The following is a 22,394-nucleotide window of genomic DNA, read 5'->3' as shown; positions in this document are numbered from 1 at the left end:
CGCGCCCCCGGCGCGGCCCGCGCGGGCCGCCGACCGCTACGCCCTGGTGCGCCGCGCCCTGCGCGCGGGCGAGACGGCCGGGCTCACCGGCCTGTGGCGGCTGACCGATCTGGCGCTGCTCACCGCCACCGAGGCCGAACCGGACCTCGGCCTGCTGCTGGCGGCGGAGCTGCTGGACGGCCTGGACCCCGGCGACGCCTTCCACCGCGAGCTGGCCGAGACCGCCCTGTCCTACCTCGACCACGGCGGCCGCATCGAGGCCACCGCCGCCGCGCTGCACGTCCACGGCAACACCGTCAAGTACCGCCTGCGCCGCCTCCACGACCTCACCGGCCGCTCCCTGACCGACCCCGGCGGCGGCCCCGCCGTCCCCCACGCGGCGCACTGGTGGTGGGCGCTGCGAAGATGGCTCGCGGAAGGATGAGACAGCGAAGCGACGGAACGAACGGGGGACCCGGGTGACCGAGCCGCGCATCGGAACCGTGATGTGGCTCATGCAGTCCTGGCCGGAGGCCGGCGACCTGTGGCGGAGGGCCGAGGAGCTGGGCTTCGACACCGCGTGGGTGTACGACCACACCGCCTGGCGGGGCACCACGCCCTGGTACGACGCCTACACCACGCTGGCGGCCGCCGCCGTGACCACCTCCCGCATCCGGCTGGGCACCCTGGTCACCTCGCCGAACTTCCGGCACCCGGTGCCGACCGCGCACGCCGCCCGGACGATCGACCACATCAGCGGCGGCCGGCTCACCCTCGGCATCGGCTCCGGCGGCACCTCCCGCACCTCCGACGGGGGCATCCTCGGCGGCCCGGAGTGGACCCCGCGGGAACGCGCCGAGCGGTTCACCGAGTGGGTGGACCTGCTGGACCGGCTGCTGCGCGGCGGCGAGACGACCGTGGAGGGCGCCCACTACTCGGCGCGCGAGGTGAGCATGGGACCCGGCTGCGTGCAGCGCCCGCGCGTCCCGTTCCTGATCGCGGCGACGGGGACGCGCGGCATGCGGCTGGCCGCCCGGCAGGGCGCGGGCTGGGTCACCACGGCCAACGGGCCGGGGGCCGACGACCCGTTCGAGCTCGTCCGCGTCCAGGGCGAGCGGCTGGACGAGGCGTGCGCCGCCGAGGGGCGCGACCCCGCCGGGCTGCGGCGGGTGCTGCTGACCGGGTTCACCGGCGAACCGTGGCTGGAGTCGGCGGAGGCGTTCGCCGACCTGGCGGGCCGCTACGCCGGGATCGGCATCACCGACATCGCCGTCCACTGGCCCCGCCCCGGCACCGACTGGGACGCCGACACGAAGGTGTTCGAGGCCGTGGCGCCCGCCGCGCGCCGATGACGGACATCGGGTATCCGGCCGCGTTCCTCGGCGGCGCGCTGGCGCTGCTCAGCCCGTGCGGCGCGCTGCTGCTGCCCGCGTTCTTCGCGTACTCGATCACCGGTCCGGTGACGCTGCTGACCCGCACCGGCGCGTTCTACGCGGGGCTGGCGACGACGCTGGTGCCGCTGGGCGCGGCCGGAGCGGTCGCCGGGCGGCTGTTCAACGGCCACCGCGAGCAGCTGGTCACCGCCGGGGGAGCCCTTCTGGTCGCCCTCGGCGCGGCGCAGATCCTCGGCCGGGGCTTCGCGCCGAGGAGGGCGCGGGAGGCGGCCGGGCGCATCCGCCCCACCGGCCACGTCTCCACCTACCTGCTCGGCACCGTCCACGGCCTGGCCGGGTTCTGCGCCGGGCCCATCCTGGGCTCGGTCCTCACCGTCGCGGCGGTCGGCGGGAACGCCGTCTACGGCGGCGTGCTGATGGCGCTGTACGCCCTCGGCATGGCGCTGCCGCTGTTCGCGCTGGCGCTGCTGTGGGACCGGTTCGACCTGGGCCGCCGCCGGTGGCTGCGGGGACGGACGGTCACGGCCGGGCGGCTGCGCCTGCACACCACCTCGCTGCTGTCGGGGCTGCTGTTCATCGCCCTCGGCGTGCTGTTTCTGGCCACCGAGGGCACCGCCGGGCTGCCGAGCCCGATCGGCGCCGACCGCGAGGTCGAGCTCGAACAGTGGGCGCGCGGCGTCGGCGGCGCGGTGCCGGACGTGGCGTTCGTGCTCGCGCTGGCGGCCGCGGGCGGCGGCGTCTGGCTGGCGCGGCGCCGTTCCGGCAGGCCGGGCGGACGGGACCGCGCGCCGGTGGCAGGATCGGACCGGTGACGACCCCGCAGACCAGAGGGAGAACCCCCATGCCGTACGTGCTGCTCGCGCTCGCCATCGCCTCGGAGGTCACCGCGACCCTGTCGCTGCGGGCCTCCGAGGGCTTCACCAAGCCGGTCCCGTCGGTGGTGGTGGCGGTCGGCTACCTGGTGTCGTTCTTCCTGATGGCCAAGGCGCTGACCGCCCTGAACGTCGGCCCGGTCTACGCGATCTGGTCGGCGCTGGGCACCGTCGGCGCGTTCGTGGGCGGCGCGCTGCTGTTCGACGAGCCGGTGCGCCCGCTCGGCGTCGCGGGCGCGGCGCTGGTCGTGGTGGGCGTGGTGGTGATGAGCCTGGGCGGCGGCGTCCGGCACGGCTGAGCCCGCCGGGCCCGGGCCCGGGACGGCTCACCCCTCACGGCGCGCGACCTTCCTGGCCCGCGACCTCCCTGGCCCGCGACCGGCGCGAGTGCTCCTGCCACAGCGCCAGCACCAGCCAGGCCAGCGCGGTGGTGTCGTCCACGATCCCCACCGGCAGGAGCACGTCGGGGATCACGTCGATCGGCGAGACGATGTACAGCACCGCCGCGATCATCGCGAACGTCTTGCCGCGGCTGGTCCGGTAGTGGTCCCGCACCACGCGCGCCCCGGCCAGCCGCGACCGGCGCAGCCGCAGGAACCCGGCCACCGCCAGCACGGCCCCGGCGGCCATCGCGACCCCGCCGACCAGGGCGAGGCTCACCCCGCCGACCTCGCCTCCGAACCCGAACGCCGCCGCCATCCCGGCGACGACCAACGCGAGCCCGACCCAGACCATGGTCACCTCCCCGGTCGCATGAGGTATTGCCCGCCGGTCCCGCCCTACTCGTACATCTGGCCGCAGACCGCGATGCGGGCCAGATCCGCCCAGGTCATCGTGGTGATCTCCCGGACATACGAACGGGCCGGGGGTTGGCCGGGCCCGCCCGGCAGCGGGACGCGGGCGCCGTCGGCGGCGTCCCAGCCGCCGAGGCTGCCGGCCACCGCGCACTCCAGGTAGGTCGCCGGGTCGAAGTTGCACCAGGTCGGCGGGGTCGCGCGGCGCCCGGTGCCGGGCGGGCGCGGGGCCCGCACGCCGAACCGGGCCTGCGGGCCGGGCGGGGCGGTCAGGAAGTCCTCCAGGTCGGCCAGCTGCGACAGGACGACGCGCTCCCAGTCGGCGTACCCGTCGGGCTCGTCGCCGGGCAGCGCCAGGTCGCGGGTGCTCCACTCGGGGTCGTAGTCGGCGGGCGGGACGGTCGCGGCGGCCTTGAACAGCGCCGCCACCTCGTCGGGTTCGAGGGCGTCGCGGTGGCTCAGCGGGGCGCTGACCTTCCACAGCGCCCGCAGGAACGCCGACAGCGACCACGAGGCCGCCCGCGCCTCCTGCCCCAGGTGCAGGAAGTGCAGGTACAGGTCGCGGTTGGTGCGGACGACGGGACCGGGCGGACCGGCGACGAAGTAGGTCTGCCTGTGCGCGACGCCGGTCTCCATGACCAGGACCTGGGCGAGCGCGGAGATCCGCGAGTCGTGGGTGTTCATGTGGTACTCGACGCCGTTGTCGTCCTGGCGCATGACGTCCCACGTGTGCATCCGGGTCCTCCACGGTCGGCGATGCGTCGGCTTCACGTCCCCGCGGAGAAAGTGTCCCATTCAACCGTCGAGCCGCCAGTGGTGGTCATGTCACTATCCGGACTCGATGTCATGACCTTTGTCGGAAAACGGTGATGACGGATCCGGGCGGACCCGCCATCACCGTCGCGGGCTCAGCCCTTGGCGCGGTGCACCACCTGGAGCTCGGTGAAGCCGTACAGGCCCCACGGCCCGTTCTCGACGCCGACGCCGCTCCACTTGAACCCGCCGAACGGCTGGTGCGGCGCGAGCGCCAGGTGGGTGTTGGCCCACACGGTCCCGGCGTCCAGGCGCGCGGCGACCTCGGCGGCGCGTTCGGGGTCGGCGCTCCACACCGAGCCCGACAGGCCGAAGTGGGTGCCGTTGGCGCGGTTCAGGGCCTCCTCCAGGTCGCGGTACCGCACGACCGGCAGCGCCGGGCCGAACTGCTCCTCGTCCACGATCCGGGTGCCGTCCTCGACGTCGGCGAGGATCGTCGGCTCGAAGAAGTAACCGGGGCCGTCGATCGGCCGGCCGCCCGCCGCCGCGCGCGCCCCGCCCGCGATCGCCTCGGCGACCAGCTCGTTCACCCGCTCGAACTGCGGCTTGTTGTTGACGGGCCCGTACTGCACGCCCTCGGCCATGCCGTCGCCGACCTTCACCGAGCGCGCCTTGGCGGCCAGGGCCTCCACCACGTCGGCGTACAGCGACTCGGGCACGTACACGCGCTTGATGGCCGAGCAGACCTGGCCGTTGTTCTGGAACGCGGCGGCGAACAGCTTGTCGGCGACCGCGGCCGGGTCGGCGTCGTCGAGCAGGATCGCCGGGTCGTTGCCGCCGAGCTCCAGGGTGACGCGCTTGAGGTCGGGCGCGGCGGCCTGGGCGACCCGCTTGCCGGTGGCGACGCTGCCGGTGAAGCTGATCTTGCGGGGGACCGGGTGGCCGGTCATCCAGGCGCCGAGGTCGTCGCCGCCGCTGACGACGTTGAGCACGCCCGGCGGCAGCACCTCGCGCAGCACCTCGCCGAGCCGCAGGCTGGACAGCGGGGTGAACGGCGAGGGCTTGAGGACCATGGTGTTGCCCGCGCGCAGCGCCGGGGCCAGCTTCCAGATCGCCAGCAGCAGCGGGTAGTTCCACGGGGTGATGGCCGCGACCACGCCCATCGGGCGGCGCACGACCTCGACGAACGCCCGGTCGTCGTCCTGGATGACCTCGCGCGGCAGCTCCAGGTCGGCGAAGTACTTCAGCCAGACCCCGGCGCCGACCACCTCCATCGTCGCGTCGGCCAGGGGCTTGCCCTGCTCCAGCGTGATGATCCGGCCGATCTCCTCCGAGCGCGCGAAGAGCACGTCGGCCGCCGCGTGCAGGGCCTTGACCCGGGCCTGCTCGTCGCGCCGCCATGCCGGAAGCGCCGCCAGCGCCGACTCCATCGCGGCGTCGAGCTGCTCGCGGGTGGCGTCGGGCGCCCGGTCGGCGACCTCGCCGGTGGCGGGGTTGACGACGCCGAAGTCGCGCTCGGCGGCCACCGCCCGGCCGTCGATGGTCATCGTGTGGTCAGGCATCCAGGACCTCCGCTCCGAGGGCATACCGAACGCCGTTCAGTATTCACGGCCGCGCGGGCGACCACCACCCCCGTACCGGAAGTGTCACGGTCACCGCCTCCCGGACGGCCGGCACGCGACCGCCCGCCGGGGAGAGGGTTCCCGGCGGGCGGTGGCCGGCGGGCTCAGGAGTCGAGCATCCGCTCCAGGAACGAGCGGTAGCCGCGCAGCGCCAGGCGGAGCTGCTCGGTGTCGGGACGCTCGTCCTTCTCGGTGTGCCAGCGCTCGTCCAGCGTGCGCTTGTGCGAGGTGAGGGCCTGGCCGAGGGCGTTGACGACCTCGGCGGCCAGCTCGTCGGCGCGCCGCACCGCCTCGTGCGGGTCGTCGACGAACGCCGACTGCACCTCGCGCCACCGCTCGTGGAAGCGCTCGGCCTCGGCGCGGTCGAGCAGCCGGTCCACCGGGCTGTCCTCGGCGGGCCTGTCCTCGGCGGGCCGGCGGCCCGGCCCGCCGTCGTCCTCCCGCTCCTGCCCGGCGGCGGGCTGCTCGGGGAACTGCGTGGCGACCTGCTCGCGCGGCAGGTCGGGCACGGTCTCCGGGGGCGGCGCCACGTCGGGGCGCGGTCCGGGCGGCGGCCCGGCCACGCGCATGTCGCCGGTCACCGCGGCCTCGCCGGTGCCCGCCGCCTGGGCGCGCTCGTCGGCGGACAGCTCCTCGGCGGCCGGGTCGTGGGGTTCGTTGTCGTGACGGGACAGCGGGTTGCGCATGTCAGCTCCTCGGTTCAGGTCCTGGGCGTCTGCTCGTCGCCGCGCCGCTCACCGGACGGGGTGGTGTGCTCGTGCCGGGGTCCGGCGGCCCGCTCCTGGTCGGAGTCGGCGGACCGGGCCGGGCCGGCGGATCCGGCGGCGGGGCCGGGGGAGGGGGTCGCCGACCGCTCCGCGGCCGGGATGGCCAGCAGGTCCTCGAACAGGGCGCGGTAGTGCACCATGGCCTGGCGCAGCTCCTCGGTCGAGGCCTCCTTGGCGCTGGCGCGGGTGCTGATCGCGTGGCCGCGCCGGTAGTGGTCGAGCGTGCGGCCGTGCTCGACCGACAGGTGCGTGACCTTCTCGTCGAAGTTCCCGGTCGGGTAGCCGCGCTCGCCCATCACCACCGTGACCAGGCGGTCGGCCTGCTCCACGGCGGTCTCCGGCGCGTCGACGAACTGCTCCTGGACGTGGGTCCACTGTTCCCGGTACAGCTCGCGCTGCCGGGGGTCGAGGTCGCGCAGCTCCAGCTCCTGGTGCCGCTGCTCGCGGGACATCAGTTCCCGCTCGGCGGCGGAACGGTTGCCGTGGCGCTCCATCGCGCGGTCGTATTCGGGGCCGAATCTGCGGCGCAGCCGCCGGGTGCGCGACTGCGTCCAGGCGAAGTACCCGATCGCGGCGAGGACGGCGATCACGACGACGGCGACCACGACCATGACGGCGGTCGACATGTGTCCTCCAACTTCCGTCGAAACGAATGCCACGCCGATGCCCCGACATTCGCCATCAAAACGGACTGCCTGCCTGCGGTTGGGCCCACTTTGGGGATTCGGTCACCTCCTTTGGTGCACCATTTGTCGAATTAGGTGGGATTTGCTGCGTTGTGCTGGTGGGTGTGCTGTGATGAGCGCACCCCCTTCGCGGGGGCCTCGTTCTGGGGAGGTCGCCGATGCGGCACGCGTTCGGACTCCTGCTCGGCGTCCTGCTGACCCCGGCGCTGCTGTACGGCGCGGCCTGGGGATACGCGCAGGCGGGGCAGTCCTTCGACGGGGCGGGCGGGCAGATCACCGACGACACGCGCATCTACGGGGCGTTCGCGCTGCTGGCGGCCGTGGGCCTGGTCACCGGGGTGATCGTCATCGCGCGGTGGGCGTCGCCGCTGGTGTCGCTGGTCCCCGCGCTGACGCTGCTGGGCCTGACGGTGCTCTTCCTGGTCGACCCCGGGCGGGCGCTCGGCCTGCCCTCCCGCGTCCCGCCCGCCGGTGACCTGGACTTCGGCCTGCGCATGCTGCTCGGCTCGGGCGTGTACGCGCTGCTGGGCTTCGCCCTGCTGGCGCCGACCTGGGCCCCGCGCCGCTGGGGCGGCGAACACCTCGACGAGGAGCCGCTCCCGGCCGAATACTCCACCGCCGGGCACTGACCACCGCGCCGGGCACTGACCACCGCGCCGGGCGGCTACCGGGCCAGGGGGTCGCCCTCGTAGGAGTGGTCGCCCCGGTACAGGCGGGCCAGCACGTCCTCGATGTCGGCCTCGCGCAGCGTGATGTCGGCGATCGCGTAGCGGGCGGCGAGCGCGGCGACGACGGCGGCGGCGTTGACCGAACGCGGCAGCCGCAGCCACTGCCGGGGGCCGTCGACCCGCTCCACCGCGACGCCCGGCACCTCCACCGGCGGTCCCGGCCGTTCCAGGTCCACCACCAGCATCCGGCCCGCGTCGACGGTCGCCCGCAGCCGCTCCAGGCTCCCGTCGTAGGCGAGCCGCCCGTGGTCGATGACCAGCACGCGGCGGCACAGTCGTTCGATGTCGCCCAGGTCGTGGGTGGTCAGCAGGATCGTGGTGCCGCGCTCGGAGTTGAGGCGCTCCAGGAAGCCGCGCACGGTCGCCTTGCTCACCACGTCCAGCCCGATCGTCGGCTCGTCCAGCACCAGCAGGTCGGGCGCGTGCAGCAGCGCCGCCGCCAGGTCGCCGCGCATCCGCTGGCCCAGGCTGAGCTGCCGGACCGGGGTGTCCAGGAACGGTTCCAGCTCCAGCAGGCCGGTCAGCTCGGCGAGGCGTTCGCGGTGGGCGCCGGCCGGGACCCGGTACAGCCGCCGCACCAGGGCGAGGCTGTCGCGCAGCGGCAGGTCCCACCACAGGGTGGTGCGCTGCCCGAACACCACGCCGATCCGGCGCGCGAGCGCGGTGCGCTGCCGCGCCGGGTCCATCCCGCAGACCCGCACCGTGCCCGACGAGGGCGTGAGGATGCCGGTCAGCATCTTGATGGTGGTGCTCTTGCCCGCGCCGTTGGGGCCCAGGTAGCCGACGAACTCGCCGCGCGCCACCTGGAACGACACCCCGTCCACCGCGCGCACCGTCGTGCGCGCCCGGCGCAGCAGCCCGGCGCGCCGCCGCACGGTGAACGTCTTGACGGCGTCCACGACCTCGATCATCTCAGCTCCCCGTCGATCGGTAGCGCCGCAGCCCCGCCCGCCACGCGACGCCCGCCGCCGCGCACACCGCGACGGCCACGGCCGGGGAGGCGAACCGCAGCGCCCCCGGCAGCCCGAGCGGGTCGGGCCGGTCCAGCACGTACAGCGCGGGCTGCCAGTTCACGAAGGCGAGGGGCACCACGAACGTCACCCCGCGCACGAGGTCCCGCCCGAACATCGTCATCGGGTACTGGGTGAGGAACGACCCGCCGTGGGTGACCGCCTTGGTGGCCGCGTGCCCGTCGATCAGCACGAACTGGAGCGCCGAGGTCAGCACCCACAGCCCGCTGAAGATCGCCGCCCCGGCCGCCACCATCACCACGACCATCGCGGCCCGGCCCGGCGTCCAGGCGGTCTCCAGCCGGGGCAGGGCCAGCGCCAGCGCGGTGACCGCCGGGACGAGCCTGCCCAGCCGGCGCGGCGAGAAGTCCTCGGTGGCGATCTGGACGAGGGGGCTGACCGGCCGCACCAGCATCGTGTCGAGGGTGCCCTCGCGGATGTGCCGCCCGAGCCGCTCGCTGGTGCCCAGCAGCACGTCCGAGATCGCGAAGGAGGTCGCCGACGACCCGTAGAGGAACACCACCTCCGCCGCCGTGAACCCGGCGATGCGCGGCGCGTGCGCGAACAGCAGCAGGATCCCGGCCAGATCCAGCGCGCCGACCAGCGCGACGCCCACCGTCAGCAGCGCCATCGACAGCGGGTACCGCGCGGCCGAACGGATCCACGTCCACGCCAGCAGCGCGTACAGGCGCACCGGCTCAGCCACCGTGGATCACCAGCCTCCGCCGCACCGCCGCCGTCACCGCGCGCCCCGCGCCCAGCAGCGCCACCGCCCACGCCGCCTGGAACCCCAGCGCCGCCAGCAGGTCCGCGCCGGTCCGCTTGCCGAGGAACACGTCCGCCGGGACCTGGATCAGCGCCGCCCACGGCAGCGCCCGCGCGGCCTCGCCGAGCCAGCCGGGGAACGCCACCAGCGGCACGATCATCCCGGAGAAGAACATCCCCATCACCAGCGCCGCCGACGACAGCCCCCGGTCGTCGTGGACCCAGAACACCGCCAGGGCCACCAGGTACCGCAGCCCGAACGACACCAGCACCGCCAGCAGCAGCGCGACGCCGAACGCCGCCAGCGCCCCCGGCCCGGGCAGGCGCAGCGGGAACGCCAGCGCGCCCGCCACCAGCGGGGGACCGCCGCGCAGCAGCAGCGTCGCCGCCGCCCGCGCCAGGTCGTCGGCCAGCCACCAGCCCTGCAGGTCCACGGGCCGGTGCAGGTCCACCGCCACGTCGCCGTCGCGGATGCGCCGGGTGAGCTCCAGCCCGCCGAAGATCTGCACCGGACCGATGAGCGCCTGGGTGAGGAAGCAGAACGTGACCGCGTCGGTGGCGTCGTAGCCGCCGAGGGAGGGCCGGGCGTTCCACAGCGCGATGAGGACGAACGCGCGGATGAAGCCGAACGCGACGTTGGCGGTCGCCTCGGCGAGGGCGCTCAGCGGATAGGCGGAGTGCCGCCGGAACCCGTACCACGCCACCCACGGAAGAACGCCCACCTGCCGAGAGCATAGGGCTCCTCCGAACCCTCGGAGGAGCCCCGCGCGGTCCTGCTGTGGCCAGACCCCGGTCCGCCCGGGGTCAGTCCGGTGTCACCAGCTGGTCGGCTTGCCCGGCGTGAAGATCCACACCCGGAAGAAGTCGTCCAGCTGCCGCCCGGAGATCTTCTCGGCGAGCGAGATGAACTCCTCGGTGGTGGCGGTCGAGTACCGCTGCTGCACCACCCAGGTGCGCACCAGCCGCAGGAACCTCTCGTCGCCGATCTTCTGGCGGAGCGCCTGGAGCGTCAGGCCGCCGCGCGAGTAGACCGCGCCGTGGAACATCTGGTCGCGGGTCGGGTCGGCGACCACCACGTCCCAGAACGCCGGGCGTCCGGGCGGGCTCGCGGGCGGGTTGTCGTAGGTCTGCTGGAAGGAGACCTGCGCGGACTGGCCGCCGTGCCGCTCGGTCCAGTACCACTCGACCCAGCGGGCGAAGCCCTCGTTGAGCCAGATGTCCTTCCAGCGGTGCGTGGAGACGCTGTTGCCGAACCACTGGTGGGCGATCTCGTGGACGACCACGCCCTCGGCGCGCGGCCGGTGGTAGACCGGGCGGCTCTGGGTCTCCAGCGCGAACCCGACGTTGAGCGGCGGGACGTTGTTGTTCTCCACGATCGAGCCGGTGGTGGTGAACGGGTAGCGGCCGAAGTAGTCGGCCAGCTCGTCGGTGGCGCGCGTGGTGTGCCGGGGGGTGGCGACCGCGTCGGGGTGGGCGGCCACGTCCGGGTCGACCGCGTCCAGCTGCGGGATGCCCTTGGGCGTCCGCGTGGTGGACACGTTGAACCGGCCGATGGAGTTGGTCGCCAGGTAGGGCGCCATCGGGCGGTCCTCGTGCCACACGAACGTGCTGGTGTCCCGGCCGTCCCACTGCTTGACCAGGTGGCCGTTGGCGATGGCCTTCAGGCCCCGGGGCACGGTGGTGCGGATGGTGAACAGCGCCTTGTCGCGCGGGTGGTCGTTGGCCGGGAACCAGGTGGAGGCGCCGTCGGGCTCGGAGGTCACCGTCGCGCCGTCGGGGGTGTGGACCCAGCCGTAGGGCAGCCCGAACACGATCGGGCCGCCGAGGGTCTGCGGGACGCCGTCGTAGACGACGGTCACGGTGAACTCGCGGTGCTTGCGCAGGCCCTGGCGCGGGGTGATGACCAGTTCGCGGTCCCCGGTGCGGGTGAACTTCGCGCCGCGCCCGTTCACCTGGACCGACCGCACGTTCAGCTTGTACAGGTCGAGGTTGAAGCGGGACAGGTTCTGGGTCGCGCGGGCGGTGATGGCCGCGCGGCCCCTGAGCATGTCGGTGGCCGGGTCGTAGGCGGTGTCCAGCCCGTAGTGGCGGACGTCGTACCCGCCGTTGCCCAGGTACGGGAAGTAGGGGTCGCCCAGCCCGGCCGCGCCCGGGGTGAAGCGGGCGGTGGCCGACGCGGACGGCGCCAGCGCGGCGACGCAGGCGGCGGCGAGGGCCAGGGGCAGCAGGGTCCGTGGGCGGCGAAACGCCATCGTGCTGATCCTCTCCGTCGAGTGATCGAGACGTTCTGCCCGACCTTCGCCCGTGACGGGGGATGTGTCGACGGAGGTGCCGATAGCGGTCGCCGTGAAAACCACCGGCCATGATCGTGCGTCGGCGCCCCCGGGACCCGGCCCCGGAACGGCCGAAGGCCCCCTCCGGGTGTAGGACGGAGGGGGCCTTCGGCGCCGGGCGGGGACCGGCGTCCTCAGCGGGCCTGGGTGACCGAGGACCAGGGGAGGAAGGGGCTCAGTGGAACTGACCCTCTTCGGTCGAGCCCTTGAGCGCCGTGGTGGACGAGTCCGGGGCGATCGCGGTGCTGACGCCGTCGAAGTAGCCGGTGCCGGCCTCGCGCTGGTGCTTGACGGCGGTGAAGCCGCGGGAGGCGGCGGCGAACTCGCGCTCCTGGAGCTCGACGTAGGCGGTCATGCCCTCGCGGGCGTAGCCGTAGGCCAGGTCGAACATCCCGCTGTTGAGCGAGTGGAAGCCCGCCAGGGTGATGAACTGGAACTTGAAGCCCATGTGGCCGAGCTCGCGCTGGAACTTGGCGATGGTCGCGTCGTCCAGGTGCTTCTTCCAGTTGAAGGACGGCGAGCAGTTGTAGGCCAGCATCTGGTCCGGGTACTCGGCCTTGACGGCCTCGGCGAACTTGCGGGCCTGCTCCAGGTCCGGGGTGCCGGTCTCCATCCAGATCAGGTCGGAGTACGGCGCGTAGGCCTTGGCGCGGGCGATGCAGGGCTCGATGCCGTTGCGGACCCGGTAGAAGCCCTCGGCGGTGCGCTCGCCGGTGATGAACTCGCGGTCGCGCTCGTCCACGTCCGTCGTGATCAGGGTCGCGGCCTCGGCGTCGGTCCGCGCGATGATCAGGGACGGCACGTTGGAGATGTCCGCCGCGAGGCGGGCGGTGTTGAGGGTCTTGATGTGCTGCGAGGTCGGGATGAGGACCTTGCCGCCCAGGTGGCCGCACTTCTTCTCGGAGGCCAGCTGGTCCTCCCAGTGCACGCCCGCCGCACCGGCGGCGATCATGCCCTTCATCAGCTCGAAGGCGTTGAGCACGCCGCCGAAGCCGGCCTCGGCGTCGGCCACGATCGGGGCCAGGAAGTGGGTGTCGCCCCCGCCCTCCATCCACTGCACCTGGTCGGCGCGCAGCAGGGCGTTGTTGATGCGGCGGACCACGGCCGGGACCGAGTTGGCCGGGTAGATGGACTGGTCCGGGTAGGTCTGGCCGGCCAGGTTGGCGTCGGCGGCGACCTGCCAGCCCGACAGGTAGATGGCCTTCAGGCCCGCCTTGACCTGCTGGACGGCCTGCATGCCGGTCAGCGCGCCGAGGGAGTGGACGTAGTCCTCCTCGTGCAGCAGCTTCCACAGGCGCTCGGCGCCGAGCTTGGCGAGGGTGTGCTCCTCCTGGACCGAGCCGCGCAGCTTGACGACGTCCTCGGCGGAGTAGGTCCGCTCGATGCCCTTCCAGCGCTCGTCGGTCTCCCACTGCTTCCGCAGCTCGTCGGCTGCGCCCTTGAGGCGACTGTCGCTCATGGTTCTGCCCTTCCGGTGTCGTCCCCTGGGTGCTTGACCACGACTATGCCCCGGATGCAAGCGGTAAATAAACTGGCGAGTAACGAAAGATCTGCGAATTTTTCGCTAGCATGAACCTGTGACGACCTTGCGGCCAGAAGAACCCCTCAACTTGACGAGTGACGTAGATCTCGTCACCTTCGGGCAGCGCCTGCGCCACCTCCGGCGCAGCCGCGACATGACCCTCGCCGACCTCGGGGCGCGCGTCGGGCGCGCGCCCTCACAGCTGTCCCTGCTGGAGAACGGGCGCCGCGAGCCCAAACTGTCGCTGCTGCAGTCCCTGGCGTCCGCGCTGGAGGTCCCGGTGGAGGAGCTGCTGCGCCGGCAGCCCCCGAGCCGCCGCGCGCAGCTGGAGATCGCGCTGGAGGAGGCGCAGCGCGACCCGCTCTACAAGTCCCTGGGCCTGCCGCACCTGAAGGTGTCCAAGCGGATGCCCAACGACGTCATCGAGCACATCCTCAGCCTCTACGGCGAGCTGCGGCGCTCCCGCACCAAGCCCACCGCCAGCCCCGAGGAGGCGCGCAAGGCCAACGCCGAGCTGCGCCGCCAGATGCACGAGCGCGGCAACTACTTCGGCGAGATCGAGCAGGTCGCCGCCCAGACCCTGGACGCGGTCGGCTACCGGGGCGGCGCGGTCTCCCAGGGCATGCTGATGACCCTGGTCAGCCACTTCGGCTTCGGCCTGCAGTACGTGCAGGACCTGCCGCGCTCGGTGCGCTCGGTCACCGACCTGCGCAACCGGCGCATCTACCTGGAGCGCGAGCAGCTCGGCATGCACACCCCGCGCACGATCCTGCTCCAGACCCTCGGCCACATCGCGCTCGACCACGACGTGCCCCGCGACTTCGCCGACTTCCTGCGCCAGCGCGTGGAGGCCAACTACTTCGGCGCGGCGATCCTGATGCCCGAGCGCGCCGTGGTGCCGTTCCTGACGGAGGCCAAGGCCAACCGGGAGCTGTCGGTGGAGGACCTGGCCGACGTGTTCGCCGTCTCCTACGAGATGGCCGCGCACCGCTTCACCAACGTCGCCACGCAGCACCTGGGCCTGCACCTGCACTTCACCAAGAACGACGAGAACGGCACGATCTACAAGGCGTACGCCAACGACGGGCTGATCTTCCCCCAGGACGAGGACGGCGCGATCGAGGGCCAGCGGATGTGCCGCCAGTGGGCGGGCCGCCACGTGTTCGAGGCCCCCGACCGGTTCTCGGTCTACTACCAGTACACCGACACGCCCAAGGGCACCTACTGGTGCCTGTCGCACGTCGACCCCAGCCACGAGCGCGACTTCGCGATCACGCTGGGCGTGCGGTTCGAGGACTCGCGCTGGTTCCGGGGCCGCGAGACCACCAACCGGGTCAAGTCGGCCTGCCCCGACGGCGACTGCTGCCAGCGCCCGCCCAAGGAGATGGCCGAACGCTGGGAGGGCATGGCCTGGCCGTCGGCCCGCGCGCACTCGCACGTGCTGTCGGTGCTGCCGCCCGGCGCGTTCCCCGGAGTGGACGAGGCCGACGTGTACGAGTTCCTGGACCGCCACTCCCACGCGTGAGGCACGTCCGCACGTGAGGGCCGCGCCGCCGTCCGGCTCCGGGTGGCGGCGCGGCCCGCGTCCGGCGGGGTCAGCGGGAACGCGGGGGCAGCGGCCGGTCCGCCGCCGCGTGCAGCCGCTCCAGGTAGGCGTCCCGTTCGCCGAGGTCGCCGCGGTAGCCCTGGATCACCTTCATGACGTGCGCCACCCAGGCGTCCCACTCGTCCCGCAGCGCCGGGTCGAGCCTGCCGCGGGACTCGGCGAGGTCGAGCACCGCCCGGGAGATCTCGGTGCCCATGTCGGCCTTGTAGCGGAAACGCTGCCTGAACAGGCCGATGTGGGTGAGCGCCGTCGGGCGGCCCGACAGCGCGGCCGACAGGTTCAGGTACGCCTCGATGCCGAAGTCGCGGGGCGCGTCGTCGCCGACCAGCTCGGGCCGCACCGCGCGGAACCCGCTGAGCGGACGGCCGCCGAACCGGCCGTCGGCCTCGGGGAACAGCGCCCGCACCAGCGGCCCGTACAGCGCGATCGTGGCGCTCAGGACCGGCGGGGGCGGCGGGTCGTCGAAGTCGGCGACCACCATCGCGGTGCCGGGGTCGGCCGCCTCCACCGCGCGCCGCAGGGTGAGGGGGATGTTCACGCCGTCCTCGACGATGTCGGCGTCCAGGAAGCAGAGCCATTCGGCGTCGGCCGCGCGTGCGGCCGCCGCCATTGCCGCGCCTTTTCCGAGAGGCGCGGAAATCACCTCGCAGCCGAGCGCCCTCGCGCGTTCGGCGGTGCCGTCGGTGGAGGCGCTGTCCACGACGACGATCCGGGTTTGCGGATCGGCCGCCGCGCGCGCCTGGGAAATGGCGTTGGCCAGATAGGGCTCTTCATTGTGGGCTACGATCGCGATCATGAACATCGCGGGACAAATACCCCCTGACTGGACTATTAGCTGGATTCGGGCCTACGACCTCGGTGACCTCGCTCACACCGCTCCCGGCGCCCTGGTGGCGACCGGCGGCGCCGGAGCCGGGACCGACGTCGTCGACGTCGACGAGCAGGCGTTCTTCGACATCCAGACGCTGCGGTTCGGCCATGTGGCGCGGCTGCGCCTGCCCTGCCTCCGGTTCGACGGAACGCTGCGGCTGGCGGCGGGGGAGCGTCCCGTCGCGGGGCGGGTGCGGGGTCACCTGCTCGTGCACTCCTCCGGCTTCATGGTGGTCAGGCTCACCCTACGGGCCGACCGGCTGGAGTACGAGGGGCCCGTGACCGCCGAGGTCCTCGGCCAGTTGGAACGGGCCATGTGGGTCACCGGCTATCCGTTGCGCTGGCATGTGCCGCAGGGGCGCGTCGTGGAGGGCAACGTCCGGTGCGCCATGAACTGGATCTTCCTTGATTTCTACGAACGCGCCCACGGCCGCTCGTCCGGGGCGCACATCGCCGAATGGGCGTCCGAGGGAATCCAGGGTTGCGAGAAATTGCACGAGCTTTATCGCGAGGGTTATGTCGGGCATCCTTTTCCGGTGAGCTTCGGCGTCCAGTTCGAAATCGTGAACCCGCGGCTCGGCCCGCTGGCCGGGGCGCTGGACCGGGAACGGGAGTGGCAGGGCGTCATCGACTCCCTGATGTTCCCGGGCCGCGGCGACATCCGGGCCGTCCCGGTCGCCCTGGGCCGGGAGACGCTGGACCGCTGGTACCTCACCGAGAACCAGGCGCTGACCCTGCTGCTGTCGGGAACGGTCGACGGGGAGACCGACGTGATGGATCCCGACCGGACCCAGCTGCTGGAGTACCTGACCCTGCGCCGCGCCGCCCTGCGCTGCGTGCAGCGCGACACCCAGCGGGTGCTCACCGAACGCCTCACCATCACCCGCGCGCAGCTGGAGCGCTGGCAGCACATGGTGGCCAGCACCACCGACGACTACGTGCTGCACGACCGCATCGGCCAGCTGATCGAGCCGATCCGCGGGCACTACACCAGCGAGATCCTGCTGCGCGACCTGGGCGACCTGGAACGCCAGGTGCGGGCGAACCTGACCTGGTTCCAGGAGCGCCTGGACACCCTGTCGGACTGGACCGGCGGCCTGGTCGGCGCCTCGGTCGGCGCGGCGGCGATGGTGCTGAGCCTCCAGGAGTCGATCAAGGGGGTGCTCGGCGATGTGCTGGGCGGCGGGCCCGAGAAGGTGCTGGCCAACCACCCCTGGGAGTTCGCGGGGACGATGCTGACGCTGATGGTGCTGAGCTTCGGCCTGGCGCTGACGCTGATCCGGCGGATGAGCAGCCGCCTGAACCCGTTCTCGGCGCCCGCCGCCGCGGGGCCGCCCTGGAGCCGGCGACGCGGCCGGCCGGCCGCGCGCTCCGCGCCGCCCTCCTGAGCTCGCGCTCCTGAGCCCGCGCTCCCGGGCCCCGGCGACCTCGCGGACGCCGGGGCCCGGTTGTTCCCGGAGGGAACGTCCGGTGACGGCCGTCACCGCGTTACCCCAGGTGACGCGCGAAGGTGCTACCGTTGGTAACAGGTGATATTGGAGAAAGGGTCAATAAAGATGACGAGCACCGACGCGACGCCGTTCTCGCTGGAGCTGAGCGAGGACGTCCGCGAGGTCCAGCAGTGGGTGCACGAGTTCGCGCGCGACGTGATCCGGCCCGCCGCCGAGGAGTGGGACGAGCGCGAGGAGACCCCCTGGCCGCTCATCCAGGAGGCCGCCAAGGTCGGCATCTACTCCCTGGACTTCTTCGCCACCCAGTGGCTGGAGCCGACCGGGCTCGGCATCCCGGTCGCGTTCGAGGAGCTGTTCTGGGGCGACGCGGGCATCGCGCTGTCGATCGTCGGCACCGGCCTGGCCGCCGCCTCCATCGCCGCCACCGGCCTTCCCGAGCAGGTCGCCGAGTGGGTGCCGCAGATGTTCGGCACCGCCGACGACGTGAAGCTCGGCGCGTTCTGCGCCTCCGAGCCCGACGCGGGCAGCGACGTCGGCTCCATCCGCACCCGCGCCGCCTACGACGAGGCCAAGGACGAGTGGGTGCTCAACGGCACCAAGACCTGGGCCACCAACGGCGGCATCGCCGACATCCACGTCGTGGTCGCCTCGGTCCACCCCGAGCTCGGCACCCGGGGCCAGGCCAGCTTCATCGTCCCGCCGAACACGCCGGGCCTGAAGCAGGGCCAGAAGTTCAAGAAGCACGGCATCCGCGCCTCCCACACCGCCGAGGTCATCCTCGACGGCGTGCGCGTCCCCGGCCACCTGATCATCGGTGGCAAGGAGCGGTTCGACGAGCGCATCGCGCGGGTGCGCGAGGGCAAGAGCACCAAGGGCCAGGCCGCGCTGAAGACGTTCGAGACCACCCGCCCGACCGTGGGCGCGATGGCCCTCGGCGTCGCGCGGGCGGCCTACGACTACGCCCTGCAGTACGCCCGCGAGCGCGAGCAGTTCGGCAAGAAGATCGGCGACTTCCAGGCCGTCGCGTTCAAGCTGGCCGACATGAAGTGCCAGATCGACGCCGCCCGGCTGATGGTGTGGCGGGCGGCCTGGATGGCCCGCAACGGCAAGGACTTCACCAGCGCCGAGGGCTCGATGGCCAAGCTGATGGCCTCCGAGGCCGCCGTCCGCTGCACCGAGGAGGCCATCCAGATCCTCGGCGGCAACGGCTACACCCGCGAGTACCCGGTGGAGCGCATGCACCGCGACTCCAAGATCTTCACGATCTTCGAGGGCACCAGCGAGATCCAGCGCCTGGTCATCGGCCGCACCATCACCGGCCTGCCGGTCCGGTGACCTCCCGTCCGTGACGACCCGTCCCCGGCCGGGCCCCTCCGCGCCCGGCCGCGGTCGGGCCCGCGGGCGAAAGAGGGAGACCATGACCGACGAGCAGGGCCGGCGGGCCCGGCCCGCCCCCGCCGACCCGGGCCTGTTCCTGGTCGACATCGACGGCACCGTCGCGCTGCGCGGCACCGGCCCCGGTGCCCGCACGCCCTACGACTGGGCGCGCGTCGGCGAGGACGCGCCCAACCCGCCCGTCATCACCGTCGTCCGGGCGCTCGCCACCGCGGGGCACCGCGTCGTCTACCTGTCCGGCCGTTCGGACGCCTGCCGCGACGCCACCCGCGCCTGGATCGCCGAGCACGTCGGCGTCCCCGGGGAGGCGCTGCTGATGCGCGCCGACGGCGACCGCCGCCGCGACACCGTCGTCAAGCGCGAACTGTACGAACGCGGGATCGCGCCGGTCGGGCCGGTCACCGCCGTCCTGGAGGACCGCGCCAGCGTGGTCGCGATGTGGCGCCGCCTCGGCCTGACCGTCCTCCAGGTCGCCGAGGGGGACTTCTGAGCCCCGGCCGCCTCCCGGCGCCATGGGGGACGCGGGAGGCGACCGCGCGGGATCGGCCCGGCTCAGCCGAAGCCGATGCCCCAGGCGTCGGCGGTGGGCCGGGCGGGCCGGACCGCGCCCGGCGACAGCGCCGCGACCGGGTGCGCGGCGGACTCGGGAACGCTCCCCTGGAAGGGACCGCGCTGGGCCGGGACGCGCGGCAGGCCGGAGCGCCGCGGGCCGGTGCGCGGCAGCCCGGTGCGGGCCGGGCCGGGGTGCGGCAGGTCGTCCTCCTGCGGGCCGGACTCCAGCAGCACCTTGCGCTCCTGGTCGCTCCAGGGGTGCGCCGAGCCGCTGTCGGCCTCGATCTTCACCACCGTGAGGGTGCCGTCGACCGAGGGGCCGTCGGAACCGCACACGTCGAACAGGTAGCGCATCGAGGTGCGGCCCACCTCCGCGACGCGCAGCCGCGTCTCCACGACCTCGTGCCGCCACAGCCGCCGCCGGTAGCTGGCGCTGTAGTGGACCCGGGGCATGATCGGAAGGTGGTCGAGGCCGAGCCGGTGCAGCAGCGTCTGCTCGGCGGCCTCCACCCAGCGGATCACCGTGGAGTGGTGGTAGTGGCCCGTGACGTCGGTGTCGCAGAGTTCGATGCGTTGCAGGACGCGGACGCTGGCGGGCTCGCCGGACATGGATCACCTCGTGTTTCGGAAGGGGACTGCGGAGACCACCTCGAAGTTAGGGCGGCCGAATACCGAGAGCAAGCAGTTGATCACTCAATGTTTCGTGTGTCGCGGACGGGGAAGGCCGCCGGGGCGCTCGCGCGGACCGGGCGCGGACCGTTGGCCCGTCGCCCGGGAGCCGGACCTGTCCCGGGGCTGGACTAAGGTGATCGGACCATGACGGGCACGAACGGGGACGGGACGGGATCGCGGCGCGATCCCGGGCGCCGCCGTGCCCTGCTGGAGGCGGCCGACCGGGTCATCCAGCGGGAGGGCCCGGAGGCGTCGATGGCGTCGATCGCCGCGGAGGCGGGGATCAGCAAGCCGATCCTGTACCGCCACTTCGGCGACAAGAGCGGCCTGTACCAGGCGCTCGCCGAACGCCACACCCGCAGGCTGGTCGAGGGCATCCAGGCCGAGTTCTCCCGGCCCGGCTCGATGCGCGCCCGCACCCGCTCCACGATCGACACCTATCTGGCGACGATCTCGGCGAACCCGCACCTGTACCGGTTCCTCATGCACCGCGCCAGCGCCGAGGACGCGGCCACGCACAGCGCGATGAGCACGATGATCCGCGGGGTGAGCCGGGAGCTGGCCGAGGTGCTGGTCGCCGAGGGCGGGCTGGGCGACGGCCCCGCCGACCGCACCCGCGCCTACGTGTGGGGGCACGCCGTGGTCGGCATGGTCCAGACCGCGGGGGACTGGTGGCTCGACCACGCCGACGAGGTGCCGCGCGAGGCCGTGGTCGACGGCCTGGCCGACCTGATCCTCGGCGGGCTGCCCGCGGCCCGGCTCTCCACCACGGCCGAGGGCCGGGTGCTCGAAATGTTCCAGGAGTGATGAACGAGGTGACCGTGCAGACCCAACCGCGCCCCGAACCCGCCGTCGAGACCGACCGGCGTCCCTGGGGCGGCTTCGAGCGTTTCACGCTCAACGAGCCCACCACCGTCAAGCTGATCCACGTCGACCCGGGGCAGCGGCTGAGCCTGCAGCGCCACCGGGACCGCGACGAGCTGTGGGTGGCGCTCGACCCGGGCGCGGTGTTCGAGGTCGCGGGCCGCCGCATCGAGCCGGAGGTGGGCGAGCGGGTGTTCATCCGGGCGGGGGAGACCCACCGGCTGGGCTCGGCGGGCCCGGCGGTGCGCGTGATGGAGATCGCGTTCGGCCACTTCGACGAGGACGACATCGAACGCCTGGAGGACTCCTACGGCCGCGCCTGACCGGTCGGCCCCGCGCTTCCGGTCGGGCTGCCGGACGGGCTCGGGTCTCCGGAGGGCGTGAGCCCGCCCGTGGGAGTGATGCCGGGGGTGCCCCGGGGAACGACGCTGAGCGCGACCAGCCGCGCCCGTTCCCGTTCGGCGCCCGCGCCCTTCAGCGACACGAACCCCCAGGCCCCCGGCCGCCACTCCCACGCCATCTCCACCGCCCCCGTCCGCAGCACCGGCGAGGCCAGCCAGCGGGCAGGGCGGCCGTGGACGTCGGGAGCGGCACTCCCGGAGGGGGGAGCGTCGAGCCCGGCGGGCAGCGCTCCCTTGGGGTACATCTCCACCAGCGCGTCGGCGCGCGGCGAGGTGTTCGGCCGCTCGGGACGCAGCGTGATCCGCTGCACGTCGGCCCCCGCGTCGTAGGCGATGGGGGCGAACCCGCCCGCGCGGCCGACCAGGAACTCCTGCCGGCCCTCGGTGAAACGGCCCGCGGCCGGTTCGGGGGAGGGGGCGAGCATCTCCCGCCCGGCCAGCACCGAGACGACCGCCACCCCCGAGATCGCCGCGGCCGACGCGGCCGCGCCCAGGGCGCGCCGCCGCCGGGCCCCGCGCCGTCCGGCGCGCACCGCCCGCCCGGCCAGGTCGCCGCCCGCGGCCGGCGGCTCGAACCCGCGCAGCCCTCCCAGCAGCCGCGCGCCCTCACGTTCCTGCTCGTCCATCGCGGCTACCCTTCCTCCAGCGTCGGGGCCCGGTCGCCCAGCAGCGCGCGCAGCCGGGCCAGGCCGCGGGCGGTCTGGCTCTTGACGTTCCCCTCCGAGCAGCCGAGCACGGCGGCGACCTCCGCGACCGGCAGGTCGCACAGGAACCGTAGTACCAGCACGGCCCGCTGCTTCGGCGGCACCCGCTCCAGCGCCGCCCGCAGCACGGTGCGGGTCTCCACGTCCGACGGGTCGGTGGCGGGCGGGTCGGGGGTGTCGGCGGGCGCGCCGGTGAGGCGGACCCGCGCCCAGGACAGGCGGCGCTCGTTGAGGAACGAGCGCACCAGGATCCGCCGCACGTAGCGGTCGAGGTCGTCGGCGGCGCGGGCGCGCCGCCAGTGCAGGTACAGCCTGGTCAGCGCGGTCTGCACGATGTCGTCGGCGCGGTGCGGGTCGCCGCACAGCAGGTGCGCGACGCGCCGCAGCCCGGGCAGCGCGCGGGCCACGTACTCCTCGTAGTCGCGTTCGTCGTCCGGTCGCACGGCGGCGTGCCCCTCGGGAGCCCTCGGCCCGCTGCGGGAGACGGCGGGGAAGGGAAGTGATCATAGTGCGGGAAACGGTCACGGCCGGACCCTCCAGACCCACACGCCGCCCTCCCGGACGCCCGGTCCGAGCAGCGCCTCCACGGTGGCGCGCAGGTGCTCCGCGCGCGGGTGCGGGCCGAGCACGACCGCGTCGGCCCGCCAGTACGCC

25 protein-coding genes are annotated in these 22,394 nt (G+C 73.5%); 11 read left to right on the top strand and 14 right to left on the bottom strand.

Going from position 1 to position 22,394, the window contains the following annotated elements:
* The 4 genes from AKI01S_RS41355 to AKI01S_RS41340 all read left to right on the top strand — a co-directional run.
* Positions 1–424 (top strand): helix-turn-helix domain-containing protein (locus tag AKI01S_RS41355; protein WP_169814102.1); only part of this gene is annotated, 424 nt, incomplete at its 5' end.
* Positions 425–458: 34 nt separating this feature from the next.
* A complete protein-coding gene (locus tag AKI01S_RS41350) occupies positions 459–1,331 on the top strand; it encodes an LLM class flavin-dependent oxidoreductase (RefSeq protein ID WP_218010022.1) in 873 nt (290 codons plus the stop codon).
* The gene (locus AKI01S_RS41345) at positions 1,328–2,185 is read left to right on the top strand and encodes a cytochrome c biogenesis CcdA family protein (protein WP_067831186.1); all 858 of its coding nucleotides are present in this window, start codon (positions 1,328–1,330) and stop codon (positions 2,183–2,185) included. Before AKI01S_RS41350 ends, AKI01S_RS41345 begins: the two co-directional genes overlap by 4 nt.
* A gap of 29 nt (positions 2,186–2,214) precedes the next feature.
* Entirely contained in the window at positions 2,215–2,544 is a 330-nt protein-coding gene (locus AKI01S_RS41340) for a DMT family transporter (RefSeq protein WP_067831185.1), read from the top strand.
* 34 nt (positions 2,545–2,578) lie between these two features.
* On the opposite strand, the gene AKI01S_RS41335 is transcribed toward AKI01S_RS41340, so the two are convergent.
* The 5 genes from AKI01S_RS41335 to AKI01S_RS41315 form a co-directional block, all read right to left on the bottom strand.
* Positions 2,579–2,980 (bottom strand): YkvA family protein, encoded by a 402-nt coding sequence (locus AKI01S_RS41335; RefSeq protein WP_067831184.1) that lies wholly within the window; start codon positions 2,978–2,980, stop codon positions 2,579–2,581.
* A 44-nt stretch (positions 2,981–3,024) separates the two neighbouring features.
* Positions 3,025–3,774, bottom strand: a complete 750-nt coding sequence (locus AKI01S_RS41330) for a hypothetical protein (protein ID WP_067831183.1) — start codon at positions 3,772–3,774, stop codon at positions 3,025–3,027.
* A gap of 173 nt (positions 3,775–3,947) precedes the next feature.
* Positions 3,948–5,354, bottom strand: a complete 1,407-nt coding sequence (locus tag AKI01S_RS41325; RefSeq protein ID WP_067831181.1) for an aldehyde dehydrogenase family protein — start codon at positions 5,352–5,354, stop codon at positions 3,948–3,950.
* A gap of 164 nt (positions 5,355–5,518) precedes the next feature.
* Positions 5,519–6,100 (bottom strand): hypothetical protein, encoded by a 582-nt coding sequence (locus tag AKI01S_RS41320; protein WP_067831180.1) that lies wholly within the window; start codon positions 6,098–6,100, stop codon positions 5,519–5,521.
* A 14-nt stretch (positions 6,101–6,114) separates the two neighbouring features.
* Positions 6,115–6,807, bottom strand: a complete 693-nt coding sequence (locus AKI01S_RS41315) for a hypothetical protein (protein ID WP_157420530.1) — start codon at positions 6,805–6,807, stop codon at positions 6,115–6,117.
* 218 nt (positions 6,808–7,025) lie between these two features.
* Here AKI01S_RS41315 and AKI01S_RS41310 point away from each other — a divergent pair, with 218 nt between their 5' ends.
* Positions 7,026–7,496, top strand: coding sequence for a hypothetical protein (locus AKI01S_RS41310; protein WP_067831178.1), 471 nt, complete (start codon positions 7,026–7,028; stop codon positions 7,494–7,496).
* A gap of 35 nt (positions 7,497–7,531) precedes the next feature.
* Here AKI01S_RS41310 and AKI01S_RS41305 read toward each other — a convergent pair whose 3' ends face one another.
* The 5 genes from AKI01S_RS41305 to aceA form a co-directional block, all read right to left on the bottom strand.
* Positions 7,532–8,506, bottom strand: coding sequence for an ABC transporter ATP-binding protein (locus AKI01S_RS41305; protein ID WP_067831177.1), 975 nt, complete (start codon positions 8,504–8,506; stop codon positions 7,532–7,534).
* Position 8,507: 1 nt separating this feature from the next.
* Positions 8,508–9,311 (bottom strand): ABC transporter permease, encoded by an 804-nt coding sequence (locus AKI01S_RS41300; protein WP_067831176.1) that lies wholly within the window; start codon positions 9,309–9,311, stop codon positions 8,508–8,510.
* The gene (locus tag AKI01S_RS41295) at positions 9,304–10,092 is read right to left on the bottom strand and encodes an ABC transporter permease (protein ID WP_067831175.1); all 789 of its coding nucleotides are present in this window, start codon (positions 10,090–10,092) and stop codon (positions 9,304–9,306) included. The genes AKI01S_RS41300 and AKI01S_RS41295 overlap by 8 nt, the downstream gene beginning before the upstream one ends.
* Before the next feature lie 93 nt (positions 10,093–10,185).
* Positions 10,186–11,622 (bottom strand): M1 family metallopeptidase, encoded by a 1,437-nt coding sequence (locus AKI01S_RS41290; protein WP_067831173.1) that lies wholly within the window; start codon positions 11,620–11,622, stop codon positions 10,186–10,188.
* A gap of 256 nt (positions 11,623–11,878) precedes the next feature.
* Positions 11,879–13,162, bottom strand: coding sequence for an isocitrate lyase (gene aceA / locus AKI01S_RS41285; RefSeq protein ID WP_067831171.1), 1,284 nt, complete (start codon positions 13,160–13,162; stop codon positions 11,879–11,881).
* A 151-nt stretch (positions 13,163–13,313) separates the two neighbouring features.
* Between aceA and AKI01S_RS41280 the strand changes: the two genes are divergently transcribed.
* Positions 13,314–14,750: an XRE family transcriptional regulator gene (locus tag AKI01S_RS41280; RefSeq protein WP_067831170.1), complete on the top strand. Its 1,437-nt coding sequence runs from the start codon at positions 13,314–13,316 to the stop codon at positions 14,748–14,750.
* A 70-nt stretch (positions 14,751–14,820) separates the two neighbouring features.
* Here AKI01S_RS41280 and AKI01S_RS41275 read toward each other — a convergent pair whose 3' ends face one another.
* A complete protein-coding gene (locus tag AKI01S_RS41275) occupies positions 14,821–15,627 on the bottom strand; it encodes a glycosyltransferase family 2 protein (RefSeq protein WP_245681999.1) in 807 nt (268 codons plus the stop codon).
* Here AKI01S_RS41275 and AKI01S_RS41270 point away from each other — a divergent pair.
* The 3 genes from AKI01S_RS41270 (at position 15,626) to AKI01S_RS41260 (ending at position 19,037) form a co-directional block, all read left to right on the top strand.
* Positions 15,626–17,089, top strand: a complete 1,464-nt coding sequence (locus AKI01S_RS41270; RefSeq protein WP_157420529.1) for a hypothetical protein — start codon at positions 15,626–15,628, stop codon at positions 17,087–17,089. The two genes, AKI01S_RS41275 and AKI01S_RS41270, sit on opposite strands and share 2 nt — an antisense overlap.
* Positions 17,090–17,257: 168 nt before the next feature.
* Positions 17,258–18,487 carry an acyl-CoA dehydrogenase family protein gene (locus tag AKI01S_RS41265; RefSeq protein ID WP_067831166.1) on the top strand — a complete coding sequence of 410 codons (1,230 nt, stop codon included), beginning with the start codon at positions 17,258–17,260 and terminating at the stop codon, positions 18,485–18,487.
* Positions 18,488–18,569: 82 nt separating this feature from the next.
* Positions 18,570–19,037, top strand: coding sequence for a phosphatase domain-containing protein (locus AKI01S_RS41260; protein WP_067831165.1), 468 nt, complete (start codon positions 18,570–18,572; stop codon positions 19,035–19,037).
* A 62-nt stretch (positions 19,038–19,099) separates the two neighbouring features.
* Here the strand turns inward: AKI01S_RS41260 and AKI01S_RS41255 are convergent, their stop codons facing one another.
* Positions 19,100–19,708, bottom strand: a complete 609-nt coding sequence (locus AKI01S_RS41255; RefSeq protein ID WP_157420528.1) for an acyl-CoA thioesterase — start codon at positions 19,706–19,708, stop codon at positions 19,100–19,102.
* A gap of 207 nt (positions 19,709–19,915) precedes the next feature.
* Between AKI01S_RS41255 and AKI01S_RS41250 the strand changes: the two genes are divergently transcribed.
* Together AKI01S_RS41250 and AKI01S_RS41245 are read left to right on the top strand one after the other, a co-directional pair.
* Positions 19,916–20,578 (top strand): TetR family transcriptional regulator, encoded by a 663-nt coding sequence (locus tag AKI01S_RS41250; protein WP_067831164.1) that lies wholly within the window; start codon positions 19,916–19,918, stop codon positions 20,576–20,578.
* Positions 20,578–20,958 carry a phosphomannose isomerase type II C-terminal cupin domain gene (locus AKI01S_RS41245; protein WP_067831163.1) on the top strand — a complete coding sequence of 127 codons (381 nt, stop codon included), beginning with the start codon at positions 20,578–20,580 and terminating at the stop codon, positions 20,956–20,958. Before AKI01S_RS41250 ends, AKI01S_RS41245 begins: the two co-directional genes overlap by 1 nt.
* Here AKI01S_RS41245 and AKI01S_RS41240 read toward each other — a convergent pair.
* Together AKI01S_RS41240 and AKI01S_RS41235 are read right to left on the bottom strand one after the other, a co-directional pair.
* A complete protein-coding gene (locus AKI01S_RS41240) occupies positions 20,943–21,662 on the bottom strand; it encodes a hypothetical protein (protein WP_067831161.1) in 720 nt (239 codons plus the stop codon). The two genes, AKI01S_RS41245 and AKI01S_RS41240, sit on opposite strands and share 16 nt — an antisense overlap.
* A 5-nt stretch (positions 21,663–21,667) precedes the next feature.
* Positions 21,668–22,183: a SigE family RNA polymerase sigma factor gene (locus tag AKI01S_RS41235; RefSeq protein WP_067831160.1), complete on the bottom strand. Its 516-nt coding sequence runs from the start codon at positions 22,181–22,183 to the stop codon at positions 21,668–21,670.
* Positions 22,184–22,394: the final 211 nt, after the last annotated feature.

Source organism: Actinomadura kijaniata NBRC 14229, from assembly GCF_001552175.1.
GTDB lineage: Bacteria > Actinomycetota > Actinomycetes > Streptosporangiales > Streptosporangiaceae > Spirillospora > Spirillospora kijaniata.
Note: the sequence above shows the minus strand (reverse complement) of the source record. Positions and strands in the feature narration are given on the sequence as shown.